This window comes from Roseibium sp. R5 (assembly GCF_055755305.1).
In genome coordinates, this window is the sequence record NZ_CM146910.1 from 5,027,485 (window position 1) to 5,044,969 (window position 17,485).

Here is a 17,485-nt window from a genome sequence, read left to right on the forward strand (position 1 = left end):
CCGAATATCGAGCCTGCCCCAACACTAAATCACTACCTATGATAGGTTTTCAAGGTTGTATTCGACGGGCCTTAATACGCAGCAAAACCACCGCAGGCTCCGATCCCGAGGCCCTACTGAAACCGGCCGAAGCGCTGCAGGACTTCGATCTTGTAGCCGTCCGGATCTTCCAGGAAGAAGAACCGCGCGAAGGGTTTGCCCTCAAAAGCGAAATCCTTGACGTCCCCGACCGTCAATCCAAGTCCGGCAAGACGCTGGTGTTCGGCATCAATATCCTCGACCGAAAAGGCCAGATGCCCGTAAGCGTCACCATGATCATAAGGCTCTGTGCGGGATGCATTGGTGGTGAGTTCAAGCTCAAACCCTGTTTCCGCATTTGCAAGGTAAATCAGGGTGAACCCGTCGAACGGATAGCGCCCGGCGACCTTCAGTCCAAAGGCTCTTTCATAGAAATCGACCGACCGGGTTTCATCGCTCACCCGGATCATCGAGTGGATCATCTTTGCCATATTAGTCTTTCATTTCAGCGTATATCAGATCGCCCAAAGCCTCCGGCCTTCGCGCCGGGGCCTCTTGGTCAATCAATCAGGTAATGGAGACTGTTTGGTCCCGGCTCAAGGCCGGGACGACGAACCTGTATCCATCGAATGCAAAGTGGTGCGCGGGGTTATTCGTTGACGATCCCGGCAATCATCCAGTCCTGACCATCCTGGATCAGCTGGTAGTGGCACGTGAACTCAAAAACGGCCTCACCGTCAGCGCTCTCCTGCGACCAGTCGAGGGTCACAAGCGCCGTCGGTCCGCTGACATGGCTGGACACCACCTGGAAATCGGAATGGCTGACGCCTTCCTTTTCAAGAGCTTTCAAGAGCGCTTCGATGTTCTCGATCAGCTCTTCGTCATCGTTGAAGACATGGCCCTTTTCATGCTGCCAGATGATGGCCGGCAGCGCGAAACAGTCGCAGATCCGCTCCATGTCATAATCGTTGAACCCGGCCTGATAGTCATCGAACAGCTGTGCAATGGCTTCTTCGGCTTCACCATTGCCGTTTTGGTTGGTGCCGTCTTCGTCGCCGGTCTGATGGAAGTCGCTATTGTCTGCCATGCCTGCCTCCTGCACTCCGGCTCCAGACCGATCAGGAGGCATCCGCAACTGCATCCAGTTGGGTATCGTCTGCCCCCTCGCCGTCATCATAACCTATCATATTGAGGGGACGGGCCTTTCGTCCATTCAATTCGCACCAATGCACAAGAGCTTCTTCCGCTCCGTGTGTCACCCAGATCCGCTCGGCGCCTGTTTCCAGGATGGTCCGGCAAAGATCGTCCCAATCCGCATGGTCCGACAGGATCAGTGGAAGTTCCGCCCCTCGCTGGCGCGCTCTTGCACGCACCCGCATCCAACCTGATGCCATCGCGGCAACCGGATCGCCAAACCGCCGGGACCAGCGATCACTCAGCTGCCCAGGTGGACACATGACAATTTCGCCCTGCAGCTCCTTGCCGCGGCGTCCAACAAGTTCCAAGGGCCCAAGATCCACGCCCTGGGTCTGGTAGTAGGCGCAAAGCTTTTCCAGCGCGCCGTGCAGATAGATGGTCCTTGAATATCCAGCTGCCCGGAGTTCAGCGATCACCCGTTGCGCCTTACCAAGCGCGTAAGCCCCAACCAGATGGGTCTGACCCGAAAACAGCTCGAGAGACGTCAGAAGCTTGGCGACTTCCTGCTGCGCCGGTGGATGGCGGAAAACCGGCAGGCCAAATGTGGCTTCAGTTACAAATGTATCGCATGGCACCAGCTCGAACGGCGCGCATGTCAGATCCGCCTGCCGCTTGTAATCACCGGACACCACCGTGCGTTCCCCCTGCGCAGACAACAGCACCTGCGCTGACCCGAGCACGTGGCCTGCCGGGTGCAGTGAAACGTTGACGCCGCCAACTGTAAGCTGCTCGCCATATCCGATGGCCTGCGCCTGACCGCAAAAATCACTGCCGTAGCGGATCGCCATAATGTCAAGGGTTTGCCCGGTTGCGAGCACAGCGCCATGTCCGGCCCGTGCATGATCGGCATGCCCATGCGTGATAATCGCCTTTTCGACCGGACGAACCGGATCGATATGGGCTTTCGCCTCCGGGCAATAAAGGCCTTCGGACGTGAGGGTCAGGAGCTCGCTCATGAACGGGACTATAGGCCGCGTATTTTGAAAGACCAGCGCCCTCGCAATTTCACGCGACACTCCCTAAAACGGTCGGTATGGACGCAGCGCTTCTTCCTAACAGATTTCAGACCTGGTTTTCATCCCGCGGTTGGAGCCCGCGGACACACCAGTTGCAACTGGTAGAACATCTGCGCCGTGGACAAAGCACATTGCTGATTGCCCCGACAGGTGCAGGCAAGACGCTCGCCGGTTTCCTGCCAAGTCTTGTGGAACTGGAAGACCGCGGCAAGCGCAAACCCGGTCAGGCAGGCGGTATCCATACGCTCTACATCTCTCCGCTGAAGGCACTCGCCGTTGATATCGCCCGAAACCTCGAAACACCTGTTTCCGAAATGGGTCTGCCGTTTCGCATCGAGACCCGGACCGGCGACACCCCGTCCCACAAGCGGCAGCGGCAAAAAACAAACCCGCCGGATATCCTGCTAACCACGCCGGAGCAGATCGCACTGCTCTTGTCAGATCCAACTTCCGAAAAGCTGTTCTCGTCGCTGAGGACGGTCATCCTCGACGAACTGCACGCACTCGTGACGTCCAAGCGCGGCGATCTCTTGGCGCTTGGCCTGGCACGCCTGCGGCAACTGGCGCCTGAGATGCGGACGATTGGCCTTTCGGCGACCGTCGCAGAACCCGATGACCTGCGTGCTTATCTGGTCGGACAGCCGCTGAACGGCACCCGGGCCCTGTCCTCCTTGGTGGAGGTCAAGGGCGGGGCTGAGCCGGATATCTCCATCTTGGAATCTGAAGAACGCTTGCCCTGGTCGGGTCACTCGTGTCGCTATGCCATGGGCGACATCTATCAGTTGATCAAACAGCACAGCGTCTCGTTGCTCTTCGTCAACACCCGCAGCCAGGCGGAAGCCGTCTTTCAGGAGCTTTGGCGGATCAACGAAGACACGCTGCCGATAGCCCTTCATCATGGATCCCTGGATGTCGGCCAGCGGCGCAAGGTCGAGGCGGCCATGGCCTCCGGCCAGCTCAGAGCGGTGGTGGCCACCTCCTCTCTCGACATGGGGATTGACTGGGGCGACATCGATCTCGTGATCAACATCGGCGCGCCCAAGGGCGCCAGCCGCCTTGCCCAACGGATCGGCCGGGCCAATCACCGCATGGACGAGCCGTCCAAGGCAGTCCTGATCCCGGCCAACAGGTTCGAAGTTCTGGAGTGCCAGGCCGCACTCGCAGCGTCTAAAAAAGGCGATCAGGACACACCGCCGCTCCGAAAAGGCGCACTGGATGTGCTGGCCCAGCACCTGCTTGGCTTGGCGTGCGCCGATCCCCTTGATCCGGAACAGGCCTTTGACGAAATCCGCTCGTCAGAGACCTACCGGTGGCTGGAGTGGGAAACCTTTGAAAAGGTCCTCGATTTCGTTGCGACCGGCGGCTATGCGCTGAAGTCTTACGAGCAATATGCCAAGCTTCGGAAAGGCACGGATGGTCTTTGGCGGATCGCCCACCCGAAGATCGCGCAGCAATACCGGCTGAATGTCGGCACGATCGTCGAAGCACCAATGCTGAAAGTGCGGCTCGTCAAATCAAAGGCGGCCGGGCGCCGGACACCAATTGGCCGTGGCGGACGGGTGCTTGGCGAGATCGAAGAGTATTTCATCGAGCAAATGGCTCCGGGCGATACCTTCATCTTCGGCGGGGAAGTCCTAAGGTTCGAAGGCCTTCGTGAGAATGAGGCTTATGTCTCCCGCGCGCAGACCGACAATCCGATGATCCCATCCTACATGGGCGGAAAGTTCCCGCTCTCCACCTATCTGGCGGAGAGCGTGCGTGCGATGCTTGCTGCTCCGGACACCTGGAAAGCCTTGCCCGGTCAAGTCCGTGACTGGCTTGAAATCCAACAGGACAAGTCCGTCTTGCCAAGCCGCGACGGTCTTCTGGTGGAAACCTTCCCAAGGTCCAACAAGCATTACCTGATCTGTTATCCGTTCGAGGGACGGCTCGCGCATCAAACCCTCGGCATGCTGCTCACCAAACGCCTGGAGCGGATGGGCGCCCGGCCAATGGGATTTGTCGCCAACGACTACGCCCTGGCCATCTGGGGGCTTGGCGATCTGTCACTTCTGTTTTCCTCCGGAAAGATCCCGCTACAGGAGCTTTTTGATCAAGACATCCTCGGGGATGACCTTGATGCCTGGCTTGCCGAGTCCAGCCTGATGAAGCGGACATTCCGCAATTGCGCCGTGATTGCCGGTTTGATTGAACGCCGCCATCCGGGTCAGGAGAAGTCCGGCCGGCAAGTAACCGTTTCAACGGATCTCATCTACGATGTTCTTCGGAGCCACGAACCGGATCACATCCTTCTGCAGGCAACCTGGAACGATGCCGCAGAAGGACTTTTGGATATCTCAAGATTGGGCGATCTTCTCGCCAGAATTCGCGGACGAATCACGCATACTGCTTTGGAGCACGTGTCTCCACTCGCCGTGCCGGTCCTTCTTGAAATCGGTAAGGAACCTGTCTATGGCGAGGCAATGGATTCCCTTTTGGAGGAGGCCGCGTCGGAACTGCTGCTGGAGGCCATGGAATGAGTGCACTCACGTCACACCTGCGCAAATATACTGCCGCGCCCGTGTGTCATGACATTCAGATCAATGGTCAGCTTGTCGGCCTTCATGACAGCGGTGTTCTGTGGTGGCCGGACGAAGCAACGCTTATCGTTGCCGATCTTCACCTTGAAAAAGGCTCCAGTTTTGCCCGCCGTGGCATCATGCTGCCGCCCTATGATACGGCTACCACGCTGGAGAAGTTGGCTGCCGTCATGGATGCCTTCGACCCTGCGCGGGTCATTTGCCTCGGCGACAGTTTTCACGATGCGGACGGTTCTGACCGCCTGCCCGCGCCCTACCGGGCAATGCTCACAACCTTGCAGCTGAACCGGGAATGGATCTGGGTGACCGGCAACCACGACCCCGTGGCGCCTGTGCGCTTGTGCGGCGAGACCGTCGATGAAATTCAAATCGGCCCGCTCTCGTTCCGCCATGAGCCGGTTGAAAAGATCGGCGCCACGGCGGCGCTCGGCGAAGTTTGCGGGCACCTTCATCCGGCTGCCCGCGTCCGCCGGTTCGGCCGTTCCATCCGCCGCGCGTGTTTTGTAACCGATGGCAGCCGTCTGGTTTTGCCGGCCTTTGGGGCTCTCACAGGTGGGCTCAACGTCACCCACGAGGCGTTCAGCATGATCTTCCAGCGCCGGAAATACTCCGTGTTCATGCTCGGCAACGACCGCCTGTTTCCCTTCACGGCCACACGGCTCGTCGGAGATTAAGCCTCCTCCCCGGCTTTTATCCAGGCAATGACCAGCTCATAGAAAACCGACAGGATCACCGGCCCAAGGAACAGGCCGATGAGGCCGTAAGCCAGCGTGCCGCCGAGAACGCCGATCAAGATCACCAACATCGGCACATCAAGGCCGCGGGACATTAGGATCGGACGCAGCACATTGTCGACCAGCATTACTGGTACGATCAAGAGGGTGAAAAGAAGCGCTGGCAACAACTCCCATGAACTCCAGGCCCAGATGATCGTCGGCAGGATCACCAGCGCAGGCCCGATTTGGATGATACAAAGGATAAGCGCCGCAAAGGTGAGTAGTCCGGCCAAAGGCACCGCAAATGCGATCAGGATGACGCCCGTCAGCAGCCCCTGTATTACCGCGACGCCAATCACACCGCGCGAGACGTTCCGAATGGTGGCCCCTGCCAGATCAACGAATTCGCCACCTCGCGGCGCGATGATCCGGTCGGCGAACCGTTTTGCTCCGGAGGCCAGCGCCGGCCCCGGCACGAATAGGCACCCGGACAGGATGATCGACACAATGAAAAAGAGAACGCTGCCGCTCAAGGATGCCAGAACTGAGAGTATCTTAGTGCCGGCCGGTGCCACCATCGGGCCGATCTTTGTGAGAAACTGCTCCAGGCTCCGGCTCGCGAGCTGCCAGAATTCGGCAATCTTTTCACCAACCATTGGCAGCTCTGCCAGTTTGGGCGGCAAAGGCGGGACCGCCATGGCACCTGACGTCACACCCTCGTACAGCCTTTGAAGTGTTTCAACGAGACTGACCACCAGCACCGCCACCGGTCCGATGACAATGCCTAAGCCGATGAGCGTCAGTAAGGTTGCCGACAGCACCTTCCGCCCGCCGAGCTTGGCCGTTAGCCAGGCATAGGCGGGATAAAGCGCAACTGTCAGCACGATGGCCCAAAGCAGAAACGCAAAAAACGGCGCCACAAGCTGTAGGGAAAAATAAGCAAACACGCCGAGAACACCCAGCCGGATGGCGATGTCTATCACCCGGGCATCAACGGTTGGTTCCGGCTTGGATTGAGAAGAACCGGATGGTTCTGATTGAGACTGATCGGTCATGCTGCCCCTGCCGTAGTAAGTGGCGAATCTCATACGAACTCTCGCAACGGCAGCCTACATGACATTCAGACCAATTGGACCCCGTTTTTCGCTTCAACGTATTGCCCTGGCATTGGTTTTTGCTTGGGCAATGCTCCTGACAATGCCGCATGCACGCGCAGATGACGCTTCGTGGCAGGCGCTGGAAAACGGCGGCATTGTTCTCTTCCGCCACGCATTGGCTCCCGGAACCGGAGATCCGGCCAACTTCACGCTTGGCGACTGCTCTACGCAGCGGAACCTGAATGACCAGGGCCGCGCAGACTCCCGTGCGATTGGGCAGGCGTTTCAAGACAAGGGCATCAAGGTCGGACGCGTGTTGACGTCACAGTGGTGCCGGTGCGTCGAAACAGCAGAGCTCGCATTTCCGGGGCAAGTCGAGGAAGAGCCGGTCTTCAACTCATTTTTTCAGAACCGCTCCGCCGGGCCTGAGCAGACCCGAGCAGGTCAGCGCATACTCGAGCAATGGTCAGGTGATGGTGCCCTGGTTGTCATCACACATCAGGTCAATATCACCGCGCTGACTGATATCTTTCCGCAGTCTGGCGAAGGCATTGTCGTTGAGATTAATGACGGCGAAATCGAAGTGATCGGGCGTTTGAGGATCTAAGAGAAAGCGGTATTGCTCCGATCAATCCTTGCGGAAGATCACGCCAGCGAGCCAACCGGTAAAGATCGCGAGAATGACCGCAAGCACGCCGTACACGAACGAATGTTCCCGCGCCAACTCGAAGGTGATCTGCTCAAAGCCGGTCTTTGCGACACGAAGGTGATCGTTCGTGTTCGCGATCAGGTCGCCTTCCTGAAAGAGGAAGCTTTTGACGACGTAGTCCCCGACCGGAATGTTGGCGGGCAGCGGAATGTTGGTCCGGAACATCGTTTCGGTCAAAAACGTTATGGATGTCTCCCGCTCAGAATAAAGCCCCATATCCTGACGCAGGCGAACGAAGGCCCTGCGGAAATCATCTCGGTCGGAGAGAGATACATTTGACTCGCCCGACACGGCCAAATTGATATGGTTCAGGCCAATGGCGTGTTCGTCCAGCAGAGCTCTGCCTGCAATTTCAGAAATGTCCGCTGTGCTTGCCACTGCATAAAACGACGGAACGTTGCTGAAGGTTTCTGCTTCCCGGTTGACCCAGACACCAAGCAAACGCCCCTTGCGGCGGGTCGTGATGTCTTGCGGAGGCCCTTCGACGACAATGACCAGATCGTAATCGAGATCTGTATCGGGGCGGTACTGGATCTCTTGGGCCTGTCCGAAAATGACGATCTCGGTGCCGGTGAAGTTGGACTGGATCGAAACCGTTTGTGACGACAACTCCGTCACCAGGCTCTCATCGCTTTTCGCAAAGCCTTCGAGCGTGCCGAAGAACAGTGTTATCGCTGCGATGGCGGCCGCGCGGATCATAGCCCGGCCCCCTTCTGGATCGCGATGGAGTAGAGGTCTTCGGGGACCAGCAAGAGATCGACGGCAAAGCGCAGACCAACCCCCAAAACCAACAAGGCCAACAACAAGCGCAACTGGTCGCCGCGCAGGTTTTGGCCCATACGGGCACCGAACTGCGCGCCGATCACACCACCGACCATGAGGGTCATCGCCAAAACAATGTCGACAGTCTTTGTTCCCATGGCATGGAAGATCGTCGCTGCCGCCATGGTGAAAAGGATCTGGAACAGAGATGTCCCGATCACGATGCTCGTTGGAACGCGCAACAGATAAATCAGCGCCGGCACCATCATGAAGCCGCCGCCAATGCCAAGAACAGTGCCGAGGAAGCCAATCGCGGCTCCCAGTCCGACGACGGGTATCACGCTGACGTACAGCTTGGATCTCCGGAACCGGACCTTTAGCGGCAGCCCATGCACCCAATTGTGCTGACCGGGTTTTCGCGCCCGAGGCGGTTCCCCCGACCGGCGGCGGCGCATGGCCCGCACCGATTCCACCAGCATCAGCCCGCCGATTGTCCCCAAAAACGTCACATAAGACAGGGAGATCACCACATCGAGTTGGCCGATCGCCTGCAAAACATCGAACAGGATGACGCCCAGCAGTGACCCGGAAATACCGCCGGCAAGCAGCACGCTGGCCAGCTTCAGATCAATTGCCTTGCGCCGCCAATAGGTGACAACTGCAGAGGCGGAAGACGCCACCACCTGTGTTGTGACCGTCGCGACAGAGACCGCTGGCGGGATCCCGGAAAAAATCAGAAGCGGGGTCAGAAGGAAACCGCCACCGATGCCGAACAAACCGGACAAGAACCCCACAGCCCCGCCCATGCCAAATATCACGAAGATATTGACCGGTATCTCGGCTATCGGAAGGTATAATTGCACAGGGCTTCGCCGGAAAACTGCAGACAAGACTGCCTAAACTTACATGTATAATGGTTAAAAACCTGTGGCAGCTACTCTGTCAACTCAGCAATTTAATTCCGCACAACTGGACTTATCACTTACCCTGAACGATTAGCGCCAGTTATCCGCAAGCCGCGAAACACAAAAGCCGGAAACGCTTTGCGTCTCCGGCTCATTGCGAACTTGATTGAGTTCTGTCCAAGGCGGTTGGTCAGATGGCCTGGCTTTTCAGCTCATCCATCAACCGGCTGTCCACTTGACCCGTCTCCGGCAGGCCAAGGCTGCGCTGGAAAGCCCGGATCGCGCTGCGTGTTCGCGGGCCCATCTGACCGTCCGGAGTACCGGTGTCAAAACCCAGATAGTTGAGTTTGTCCTGCGCCTCGCGGATCATCGCCGAGTTATCGACGGCGGTCACGGACGCATTGCTCGCCGGAAGGGCAGACCCTTCGGTCCAGCTTGGCTGGAGCGTGACCTTGTTTGCGGCCGGGTCCGGTGTTTTCAGTTTAAAGCCTTCAACAGCCAGGCGGGCACTCGCCAAGGTTTCCTGATCCATCATATTGGCAACATCGTCGCGCCGCTTTGCAGCCTCCGGATCACCTTGGTCAGCAGCAATCGCAAACCACTTGTAGCTGGCGATCAGATCCTTATCGACGCCGATGCCACCGGCATAAAGGATACCGAGATTAAACAGGCTGTCTTTGACGCCATAGTTGGCAGCGTCTTCAAACCACTTGGCCGCCGATGCATAATCGGGCTGTCCGCCGCCGCCTTCAGCAAAAAGGACTGCAAGGTTGTGCATCGCCTTGGCATTGCCCGCTTCTGCTGACTGTGTGTACCAGGCCTTTGCCTTCGGCAGATCCTTTTGGACGCCGCGGCCTTTTTCGTAGAGGCTGGCGAGCCGGTATTGCGCCGGGGCAAGTCCTTTGTCGGCAGCCTTTTGATACCAGGCCGCCGCCTTTGCCAGATCGGCAGCAACACCATCGCCTTCAGTGTATTTGACACCAATCAGGAATTCTGCAGCCGCGTCCCCACTGGCAGCAGCGCTTCGCAGTGCCATGGGTCCAACGCCTTCCGGCGGCAGGCTGGCCAGCAATGCTGCGCCCGCTTCGCCAGCAGCCGGTTCCGCTTCTCCGGCCGCTGTGAACCCGGCCGCAACGCCGGCAGGTGCTGCACCGAAGCTGTTTTCAACGCCGCTTGGCGGTGCAAACGCCACACCAGGCTCGGCATCCAGTGACTGGGACGCGGCCGCAGGTGTCGGCACCGGGTCTGCAGCTGCCTCGGGCGGCTGGGTTGTTGCAGGCGGTGCCAGCGCAACAGAGCCTTCGATCGCGGGCATTGGATCGCTTGCGGCGATCGGCGGTGGACTGTCCGACGCCCCTTGGCCTTCGGAAACCGTTTCAGGCTCAGAAGCAGCAACACTCGAAGCTGTTTCCTCAGCGGGATTTGCCGGTGCAGCCTCGCCGACAACGGCCTCGTCTTGAGGAACTGCAGCCACTTGCGGCGACGTATCAGACGGCGACAGTGCGCCGCGTGTGACGTAGAAACCGGCCATCAACAACACGACAGCTGCTGCAGTGTAAAGGATCGCCCGGCGGCGGCCACCGGAAGCCTGGGCAGGTTCGGGGGCAACCCTGTCACCTGCCAGTACAGTCGTCTGTTCTTCGCTCTGTTCGACTTCGGCCGGATTGATATCAGCCGTTTTCAGCTCAAGCGCTTCGTCAACGGTTTCTTCTTTCTCGGCCGGAGACCGCTTCAACACATTGCGAAGCCAGCCGACTCGCGCCTTGCCACGTTCTTCGTCTGCGCTTTCTGCCTCATCCTTGGCCGGTTTCTTCTTCTCAAGCTGAGCCGCTTCAGCAGATGCAGCCTGTGCGGCCCGGCGGGCAGCAGCAATAAAGTCGGCTTTGCGGTCCCTCGGGGGTTCCGGCGTGTCTTCAACGGGCAGCGGAGCCGGCTCAGCCTGAGCCTTGCTCTGAGTCATGTCCGGCTGGGCCTTCGCAAAGAGTGGCGGACGCTCGGCAACCTTAATCGGCGAGAACAAACCGCCCGCCGCTTCTGGTGCTGGATCGGACTTTTGCTTAGGTGCAGGCTCAACACGCTCCAGTGTATCCAAGCGCTCGGTGATGGACCCAAGGACGGATTTTACGCCGTCAAAGGTGTTGCGGGTCCGCTCTTCGCTGCCTTCGGCAGCATCCAAAAGACGCTTGAGGTCGTTCTGCAGCGACGAGATAGCCGCGTCATACTCACTGTTTTTGGCTTTTGGTGCATTGGCGACAGCTTCCTGGGCCGCCCTGCGCGCAATGCCGGCCACATCAGAGCGTGTTTCGGCGAGCCCTGCCTCAATCCGTTCAAGAACAGAAGATATCTGATCCGAATTCTGAGCGTTCGACGATGATGTCTCAATCTGCTCGGCCAGAGCTGCGACCTTGGCGCCCAGAACTTCGAGCCCCTTGTCGTCGACCTTGCCGCCACTTGTGGTCACAAGCTGTGCGAGATCGGAGATCCGTTGCTCGAGCGCATCGGTCGACGCTGGCTGCGCGACCCGTTCGCGCATCGCCGTGATCTCCGAACGCAGCTTATCTAGATCCGACGTCGTAACTGTATCTTTCGGTTGATCGAGCCGGGTAGTCAGATCGTTCAAGCGATCCTGGATCTGCGCAAAAAACTCGGTGTCCGCACCGGAAGCGCTTTGTGCCGCTGCCACAGGTGCAATGACCGGGCGGGCCGCCCGTTTTTCAATCGCATCGATCTTTGTTGAAATCGCTTCAAGCCGTTTTCCCAAGGCGTCGAATGCACCTGGATCGCCCGACTGGATTGGTTTGGCCTGCTCCATCCGCTCAAGACGGTCAACGATGTCGTTGAGGCGGTGATCCAGTTGCGCGAGATGCTCCTGATCTGCAGGCGCCGACCGGTCATCGGCCATCATGCCGACGATGTCTTCAAGCCGACCCTGAAGCCTCGTGATCGTTTCAGGCTCCGGCATCCGCTGTTCCATTGCGGACAGCCGGTTGTCGAGGCCGCGCTGTTCTTTTGCCAGCGTTTCCAGATCATCCAGCCGGTTGGAGACGAACTTCATCCGGTCGTCGATGCTTTCAACCAGACCCTTCACATCGATCTGTTGCACAAACCCGCGCACCTCGCGCAGCTCGGCGCGCAAGGGTTCGATCTCAGCATGATCCTTGCGCTGAAGCAGTTCTTCCATACGTTCGGCAATCGAGACGACCCGGTCCTCCAGGACCATCATGTGCTCAGAACGCGGCAGGGCTGCAAAGGCGTCTTCTATCTCATTCAACCGAACGGTAACGCTGCGCAGGACGCGCGGGTCGACAGAAGCTCGGGACAATTCGTCAAGCCGCTGCAAAATGTGCGCGTAGCCGTGTTCGAGCGTCTGAAGAGCGCCTTCCACGTTGGTCCGGCCGACCAGAGACTTCAGCTCGGCAACTTCCTTGCGGATCTCTTTTGCAAGCTGATCATTCTTTTTGTCATTGCGCAGCCGGTCCACCATGTCGGCCAAACGGCGCAACTCGGCATTCTGACGGCTGACGGTCTCATTGGTTCCGCGTGCAATTCCGCCGAGCGCGTCGCGCAAAGACCCAAGCTCTTCGCGAACATGCGCCAGAGCTTGTTCCTGCGGTTTTCTCAGCGCATCAATGCGGCGTCCCAGATCCTTGTAGGCGTGCATGGACGCATTCCGGTTGGCGATCGAACTGCGGCGCGGTGCCCGCTGATAATAAGCATCATCTTCGTCGCCATAATCCGCATATGGATCATCATCATAAAAACCGTCATCGTCCCCGTAAGGATCAGGCTCGTTCAAAGCATCGATGGCATACCGTCCAGGGCGGTGGCTGCGGGACGGTGCGCGCTCATAGTCGTCTGCATAGTCTTCGTCACCGGCGAGCCCTTGGACCTGCCGGTCGAGACGGTCCAGCGCCCCCATAACATCATCAATACCAGCGTCTTGTGCGCGCTCTCGGCCCCGGCGTGGAGCTGAACGGGACGAACGCCCGCGCCCGCGTTGTGGTACTTCCCGCTCGGCTTGTTCGGACAGAAGACGGTCCAGCTCATCGGCAACGGCGTCCAGATCTCCTTCCGGCCCGCGTTCACCAGAATACATGCGGTCATATCCGCCGAGAGCAGTTGCTGTTCGGGTGAGTCTTTCAATTCGGGCGCGCGCGGGTTCGCGGTGAGGCAAATCGTTCCGATCTAGACTGTCATACACATCTCGGCCGCGGCGTCCTGCCTGGTGTTTGTTTCTAGCCGGCATATCCTGACCCTGGGCTGTTGGTCTTGAGACCACTTAAAGGAGCTGGCTTCAGAACAGTGTCCGACGAAGGCCGGAAAGCGGGCCAGCATTTTCCAAGACTTTGTCGACTTAGGGTAAACAGGCAGTTAACTCGCATTGCCAAATGCGATTCCGCGCTCTGAACGGCGGCCGATCATTCAGGATATGCACAAACAATGCCGAATCGAGCGCTTTGCCGTCAGCAAATCTGACAGCACGTGGTGGCCCGGACTAGACGGTGACGCAAACGTAAGCTAAACAGTGCACAAGAATTCAAGAAGAACCCGCGCCGGAATACGCGCATGACAGTCCGTTCAGCGAGTGAACTCGCGGTCTGCACTGGGTCTTTTCAAGTTGAAACGGCAGCCCGCTGGCAGCGGCGCAAATCAAGAGAACAAGCAAAATGAGCGAAGCGCTTTCGATTTTGAACAACAACGATGAGCTGGTCGATGTGGTTGCAGCCTCAGACGACGGCAGCAAGAAGACGCAATTCACGATCGGCGATCTGGCGAAGGAATTTGGCTGCACGCTGCGGACACTGCGCTTTTATGAAGACAAAGGCCTGATCAATCCGAAGCGCGATGGCATGAACCGGGTTTATAACCGCCGCGACCGGGCACGCCTGAAACTGGTTCTTATGGGCAAGCAGGTTGGCTTTTCACTCTCTGAAATTCGGGACATGCTGGACCTCTATGACCTGCGCGATGGACAGGTCACGCAACTGCGGGTCGCGCTTTCCCGCTTCAACGAGCAGATCGCGGTTCTTGAGAACCAGCGCAAGGACATCGAAACAGCCATTGAAGAGCTCTCACGCACCGTCGAGATCGTTTCTGGCATGCTGAAGCAAAAGGAAGCTGAAGAAGCCTGATTTGGCCAACCGTCTTCCTTAAAGGCAGATCAAGCCCGGCATTCTCAAGCGGAATGCCGGGCTTATACATTATGAGGCCGGAGCATGGTTTGATGCTCCGGCCTCTTTGTCATTGAGGTATGGCCTTACCTTTATGACGGTGTGTGAAGTGGTTGAGCCCTTGCGGGCATGAACCTTGCGTTCGCAAAAAAGCAGAACCCTTCACACACTTGAGGCTTCGTCGAACCGTTGAGAGAGCTTCGCGCTCGCGTATAAGGGAGACCAAGCCATGCCTTATGCTAGCCGTTTTGTCGGCATCGACATATCAAAATCCACGTTTGACGTTTGCGTTCTGCCCGATGAGCAGCGTGCGAGTTTCACCAACACGGAGGAAGGGATCGATGCATTCCTGACCTTTCTCATGCGGTTCAACTCGATAGAACGGCTGATCCTGGAGCCGACCGGCGGCTATGAGCGTGCCGTTGAGGCTGCCCTTCTGGCGGTTGGCCGGCCAGTTGCCAAGGTGAACGCCAAGCAAGTCCGGCAATTTGCCCGGGCCTGTGGCCAGCTCTCCAAGACCGACAAGATTGATGCCTTCATTCTGGCCGACTATGGCCAACGCCTGGAGACACGCCTCCTCACTCCCAGCTCCGCGGCCCAGACCCTGCTCAAGGAGCTGGTTCAAAGATACCGGCAACTGAGCCATATGATCGTTCAAGAAAAGAACCGCAGGGAAAAGCAGACCGGCAGGACGATAGCCTGGATCGAAGAAAGTCTGCGCTTTTTGACCAATCAGCGCCAGGCTGTTATCGACGACATGGAGCTTTGCATCAGGTCGGACCCGGCACTTGCCCAAAGGGCCAATGTTCTCATGTCCCTCAAAGGCATCGGTCTAAGAACAGCTTGCTTCCTGCTGGCCGACTTGCCGGAGCTGGGGAGCTTGTCCAAAGGACAGGTCGCCAAGCTCGTCGGCGTGGCCCCGCTCAACAAGGATAGCGGCCTCATGCGGGGCAAACGCATGATCTCCGGTGGACGGCGGCAAATCCGAGATGCTCTCTACGTCGCAGCTCTGCCAGCCATCCGCTTTGATCCGGTCATGAAGGCCTTCTACAAACGCCTCAAAACAAATGGAAAACCGTCAAAGGTCGCCCTCGTCGCCGTCATGCGAAAAATGATCATCATTCTCAATGCAAGGCTAAAAGAAACGATGATGGTCTCCGCTTGACTACCAACACCGTTGCTTTTTTCATGCAATTTATGTACGTCAACACTATCTTTAATCGCATTAAGTGCATTTTTGACCAGTATCTAACAGGCTGAAAAACGTAGCGTCACGCACCGGTTCAGTGCGTACACCACGACAAAAATCTCACTTTTGATGCGTTTCAGCTCGTTTTTTGGGCTATACTTCCGTTACGATACCCCTTGTCGCCCTAGAATTTCGCGCGTATATAGATGCCCAAGGTGACGTTTACGGAAACGTCATGCAAAAACATCTGACGGCAAATCTGGGAGGATTTCCATGCCGACATACTCCGCACCGGTTGATGATACCCTTTTCCTTTTGAAAGACGTGTTCGGATACGAGCGCTATTCCAACCTGCCGGGTTTTTCCGACGCTCCATTGGACCTCGTGGAAGCCATCCTGAAGGAAGGCGCCAAGTTTACTGAGGAAGTCCTCCAGCCAATCAACCAGTCTGGCGATCAGGAAGGTTGCACCCGGAACGACGACGGCACGGTCTCTGTTCCGAAAGGCTTCAAGGAAGCTTATGACGCTTTTTGCGAAGGCGGTTGGGGCACCCTCTCCGCTGATGCGGATTACGGCGGACAAGGTTTGCCGCACACGCTGGCAACGATCTTTAACGAGTTCGCCTCCTCCGCCAACATGGCCTTTTCCATGTATCCGGGCCTGACTGCAGGTGCGATAGCGGCGCTGACCATCCATGGAACGGATGAGCAGAAGCAGACTTATCTGCCGAACATGATCGCCGGCAAATGGACCGGCACGATGAACCTTACCGAGCCTCATTGCGGCACGGATCTCGGCCTCATCCGCACCAAAGCCGTCCCGCAAGCCGACGGCTCCTACAAGATTTCCGGCACCAAGATCTTCATCTCGGCCGGTGAACACGAAATGTCGGACAACATCATTCACCTGGTTCTGGCCCGCATCGAAGGTGCCCCGGAAGGCAACAAAGGCATTTCGCTGTTTGTCGTTCCGCGGAACGAAATTGCCGAGGATGGCTCAAGCGGTGCGCGCAACGGCGTGTCTTGCGGCTCCATCGAACACAAGATGGGAATCCACGGCAACGCGACCTGCGTCATGAACTATGACGATGCGACCGGCTGGCTCGTTGGCGAAGAAAACAAAGGCCTGCGCGCCATGTTCGTCATGATGAACGAAGCCCGCCTCGGTGTGGCCGTTCAAGGTCTGTCGCAGTCGGAAGTTGCCTACCAGAACGCCGTGACATACGCGAAAGACCGCATTCAGGGCCGCGCACTCACCGGACCGAAAAGCCCGGACAAGGCCGCCGACCCGATCATTGTTCATCCGGACGTCCGCCGCACTTTGATGTCCATCCGGGCTTTCAACGAAGCGGCCCGCGCGTTGGTCATCTGGACCGCGCTGCACGGCGATGTGTCCCACCGCTCTGAAGACGACAAGGACAAGCAGTTCTCCGACGACATGATGGGCCTCATGACACCGGTTCTCAAAGGTGTTCTGACCGACGTCGGCTTCGAAAACGCGGTCAATGCCCAGCAGATGTATGGTGGCCACGGCTATATCGGCGAGTGGGGTATGGAGCAGTTCGTCCGCGACGCTCGTATCGCCATGATTTATGAGGGCGCAAACGGCATCCAGGCGCTGGATCTCGTGGGCCGCAAGCTTCCGGCGAATGGCGGCCGCGCGGTCATGAGCTTCTTCAATGAAGTCAACACGTTCTTGAAGGAAAACAAGGACAACGAAGACCTGGCCGCATTTACCGGCCCGCTGAAGAAAGGCGTTGATGATCTGCAAGCAGCAACCATGTGGTTCATGAACAACGCCATGAAGAACCCGGACAATGCCGGGGCTGGCTCAACTGACTACATGCACCTCTTCGGCCTCGTTGCACTCGGCTACATGTGGGCCAAGATCGCCAAGACGGCAAAAGAAACGTTGAAGAACGGTGCCAACGGCAAGGAGCAGTGGCTCTCCGACAAGTTGGCCTTCGGCACCTTCTACATGGAACGGACCATGCCTGAGACCGCGGCGCACCTTGCCCGGATTTCAACAGGTTCTGACACCATGATGTCGGTCAGCGCCGAGGCATTTTAAGCCGAACGGCCCGGTGATCGCCGGGCCGATCATTCACCCGCGCAAAATCTGTTTGG

General features: G+C 58.0%; 13 protein-coding genes. 6 read left to right on the forward strand and 7 right to left on the reverse strand.

Features of this window, described 5'->3' with window-relative positions:
• Positions 1–113: 113 nt before the first annotated feature.
• From AC0J4F_RS23540 to AC0J4F_RS23550, 3 genes are all read right to left on the reverse strand, one after another.
• The gene (locus AC0J4F_RS23540; protein ID WP_473024940.1) at positions 114–509 is read right to left on the reverse strand and encodes a VOC family protein; all 396 of its coding nucleotides are present in this window, start codon (positions 507–509) and stop codon (positions 114–116) included.
• 158 nt (positions 510–667) lie between these two features.
• Positions 668–1,105: a DUF4440 domain-containing protein gene (locus tag AC0J4F_RS23545; RefSeq protein WP_420338492.1), complete on the reverse strand. Its 438-nt coding sequence runs from the start codon at positions 1,103–1,105 to the stop codon at positions 668–670.
• 31 nt (positions 1,106–1,136) lie between these two features.
• On the reverse strand, positions 1,137–2,171 hold the full coding sequence (locus AC0J4F_RS23550; protein WP_473024941.1) for a ligase-associated DNA damage response exonuclease: 1,035 nt from the start codon (positions 2,169–2,171) through the stop codon (positions 1,137–1,139).
• A 77-nt stretch (positions 2,172–2,248) separates the two neighbouring features.
• Between AC0J4F_RS23550 and AC0J4F_RS23555 the strand changes: the two genes are divergently transcribed.
• Both AC0J4F_RS23555 and pdeM read left to right on the forward strand, forming a co-directional pair.
• On the forward strand, positions 2,249–4,750 hold the full coding sequence (locus AC0J4F_RS23555; protein WP_473024942.1) for a ligase-associated DNA damage response DEXH box helicase: 2,502 nt from the start codon (positions 2,249–2,251) through the stop codon (positions 4,748–4,750).
• Positions 4,747–5,484 (forward strand): ligase-associated DNA damage response endonuclease PdeM, encoded by a 738-nt coding sequence (gene pdeM / locus AC0J4F_RS23560; protein ID WP_473024943.1) that lies wholly within the window; start codon positions 4,747–4,749, stop codon positions 5,482–5,484. The genes AC0J4F_RS23555 and pdeM overlap by 4 nt, the downstream gene beginning before the upstream one ends.
• Here pdeM and AC0J4F_RS23565 read toward each other — a convergent pair.
• The gene (locus tag AC0J4F_RS23565; RefSeq protein ID WP_473024944.1) at positions 5,481–6,614 is read right to left on the reverse strand and encodes an AI-2E family transporter; all 1,134 of its coding nucleotides are present in this window, start codon (positions 6,612–6,614) and stop codon (positions 5,481–5,483) included. The two genes, pdeM and AC0J4F_RS23565, sit on opposite strands and share 4 nt — an antisense overlap.
• A gap of 25 nt (positions 6,615–6,639) precedes the next feature.
• Between AC0J4F_RS23565 and AC0J4F_RS23570 the strand changes: the two genes are divergently transcribed.
• The gene (locus AC0J4F_RS23570) at positions 6,640–7,230 is read left to right on the forward strand and encodes a histidine phosphatase family protein (protein ID WP_473024945.1); all 591 of its coding nucleotides are present in this window, start codon (positions 6,640–6,642) and stop codon (positions 7,228–7,230) included.
• A gap of 21 nt (positions 7,231–7,251) precedes the next feature.
• Here the strand turns inward: AC0J4F_RS23570 and AC0J4F_RS23575 are convergent, their stop codons facing one another.
• From AC0J4F_RS23575 to AC0J4F_RS23585, 3 genes are all read right to left on the reverse strand, one after another.
• Entirely contained in the window at positions 7,252–8,031 is a 780-nt protein-coding gene (locus AC0J4F_RS23575) for a TIGR02186 family protein (protein ID WP_133947900.1), read from the reverse strand.
• Positions 8,028–8,957 carry a sulfite exporter TauE/SafE family protein gene (locus tag AC0J4F_RS23580; protein WP_133947901.1) on the reverse strand — a complete coding sequence of 310 codons (930 nt, stop codon included), beginning with the start codon at positions 8,955–8,957 and terminating at the stop codon, positions 8,028–8,030. The genes AC0J4F_RS23575 and AC0J4F_RS23580 overlap by 4 nt, the downstream gene beginning before the upstream one ends.
• 232 nt (positions 8,958–9,189) lie before the next feature.
• Positions 9,190–13,095, reverse strand: coding sequence for a peptidoglycan-binding protein (locus AC0J4F_RS23585; RefSeq protein WP_473024946.1), 3,906 nt, complete (start codon positions 13,093–13,095; stop codon positions 9,190–9,192).
• A 571-nt stretch (positions 13,096–13,666) separates the two neighbouring features.
• On the opposite strand from AC0J4F_RS23585, the gene AC0J4F_RS23590 reads away from it, so the two are divergent.
• From AC0J4F_RS23590 to AC0J4F_RS23600, 3 genes are all read left to right on the forward strand, one after another.
• On the forward strand, positions 13,667–14,131 hold the full coding sequence (locus tag AC0J4F_RS23590) for a MerR family transcriptional regulator (protein WP_008192637.1): 465 nt from the start codon (positions 13,667–13,669) through the stop codon (positions 14,129–14,131).
• A 268-nt stretch (positions 14,132–14,399) separates the two neighbouring features.
• Positions 14,400–15,335 (forward strand): IS110 family RNA-guided transposase, encoded by a 936-nt coding sequence (locus tag AC0J4F_RS23595; protein ID WP_473023611.1) that lies wholly within the window; start codon positions 14,400–14,402, stop codon positions 15,333–15,335.
• A gap of 297 nt (positions 15,336–15,632) precedes the next feature.
• Complete coding sequence (locus AC0J4F_RS23600; protein WP_473024948.1) at positions 15,633–17,429, forward strand: acyl-CoA dehydrogenase C-terminal domain-containing protein; 1,797 nt, start codon at positions 15,633–15,635, stop codon at positions 17,427–17,429.
• Positions 17,430–17,485 lie beyond the last annotated feature (56 nt).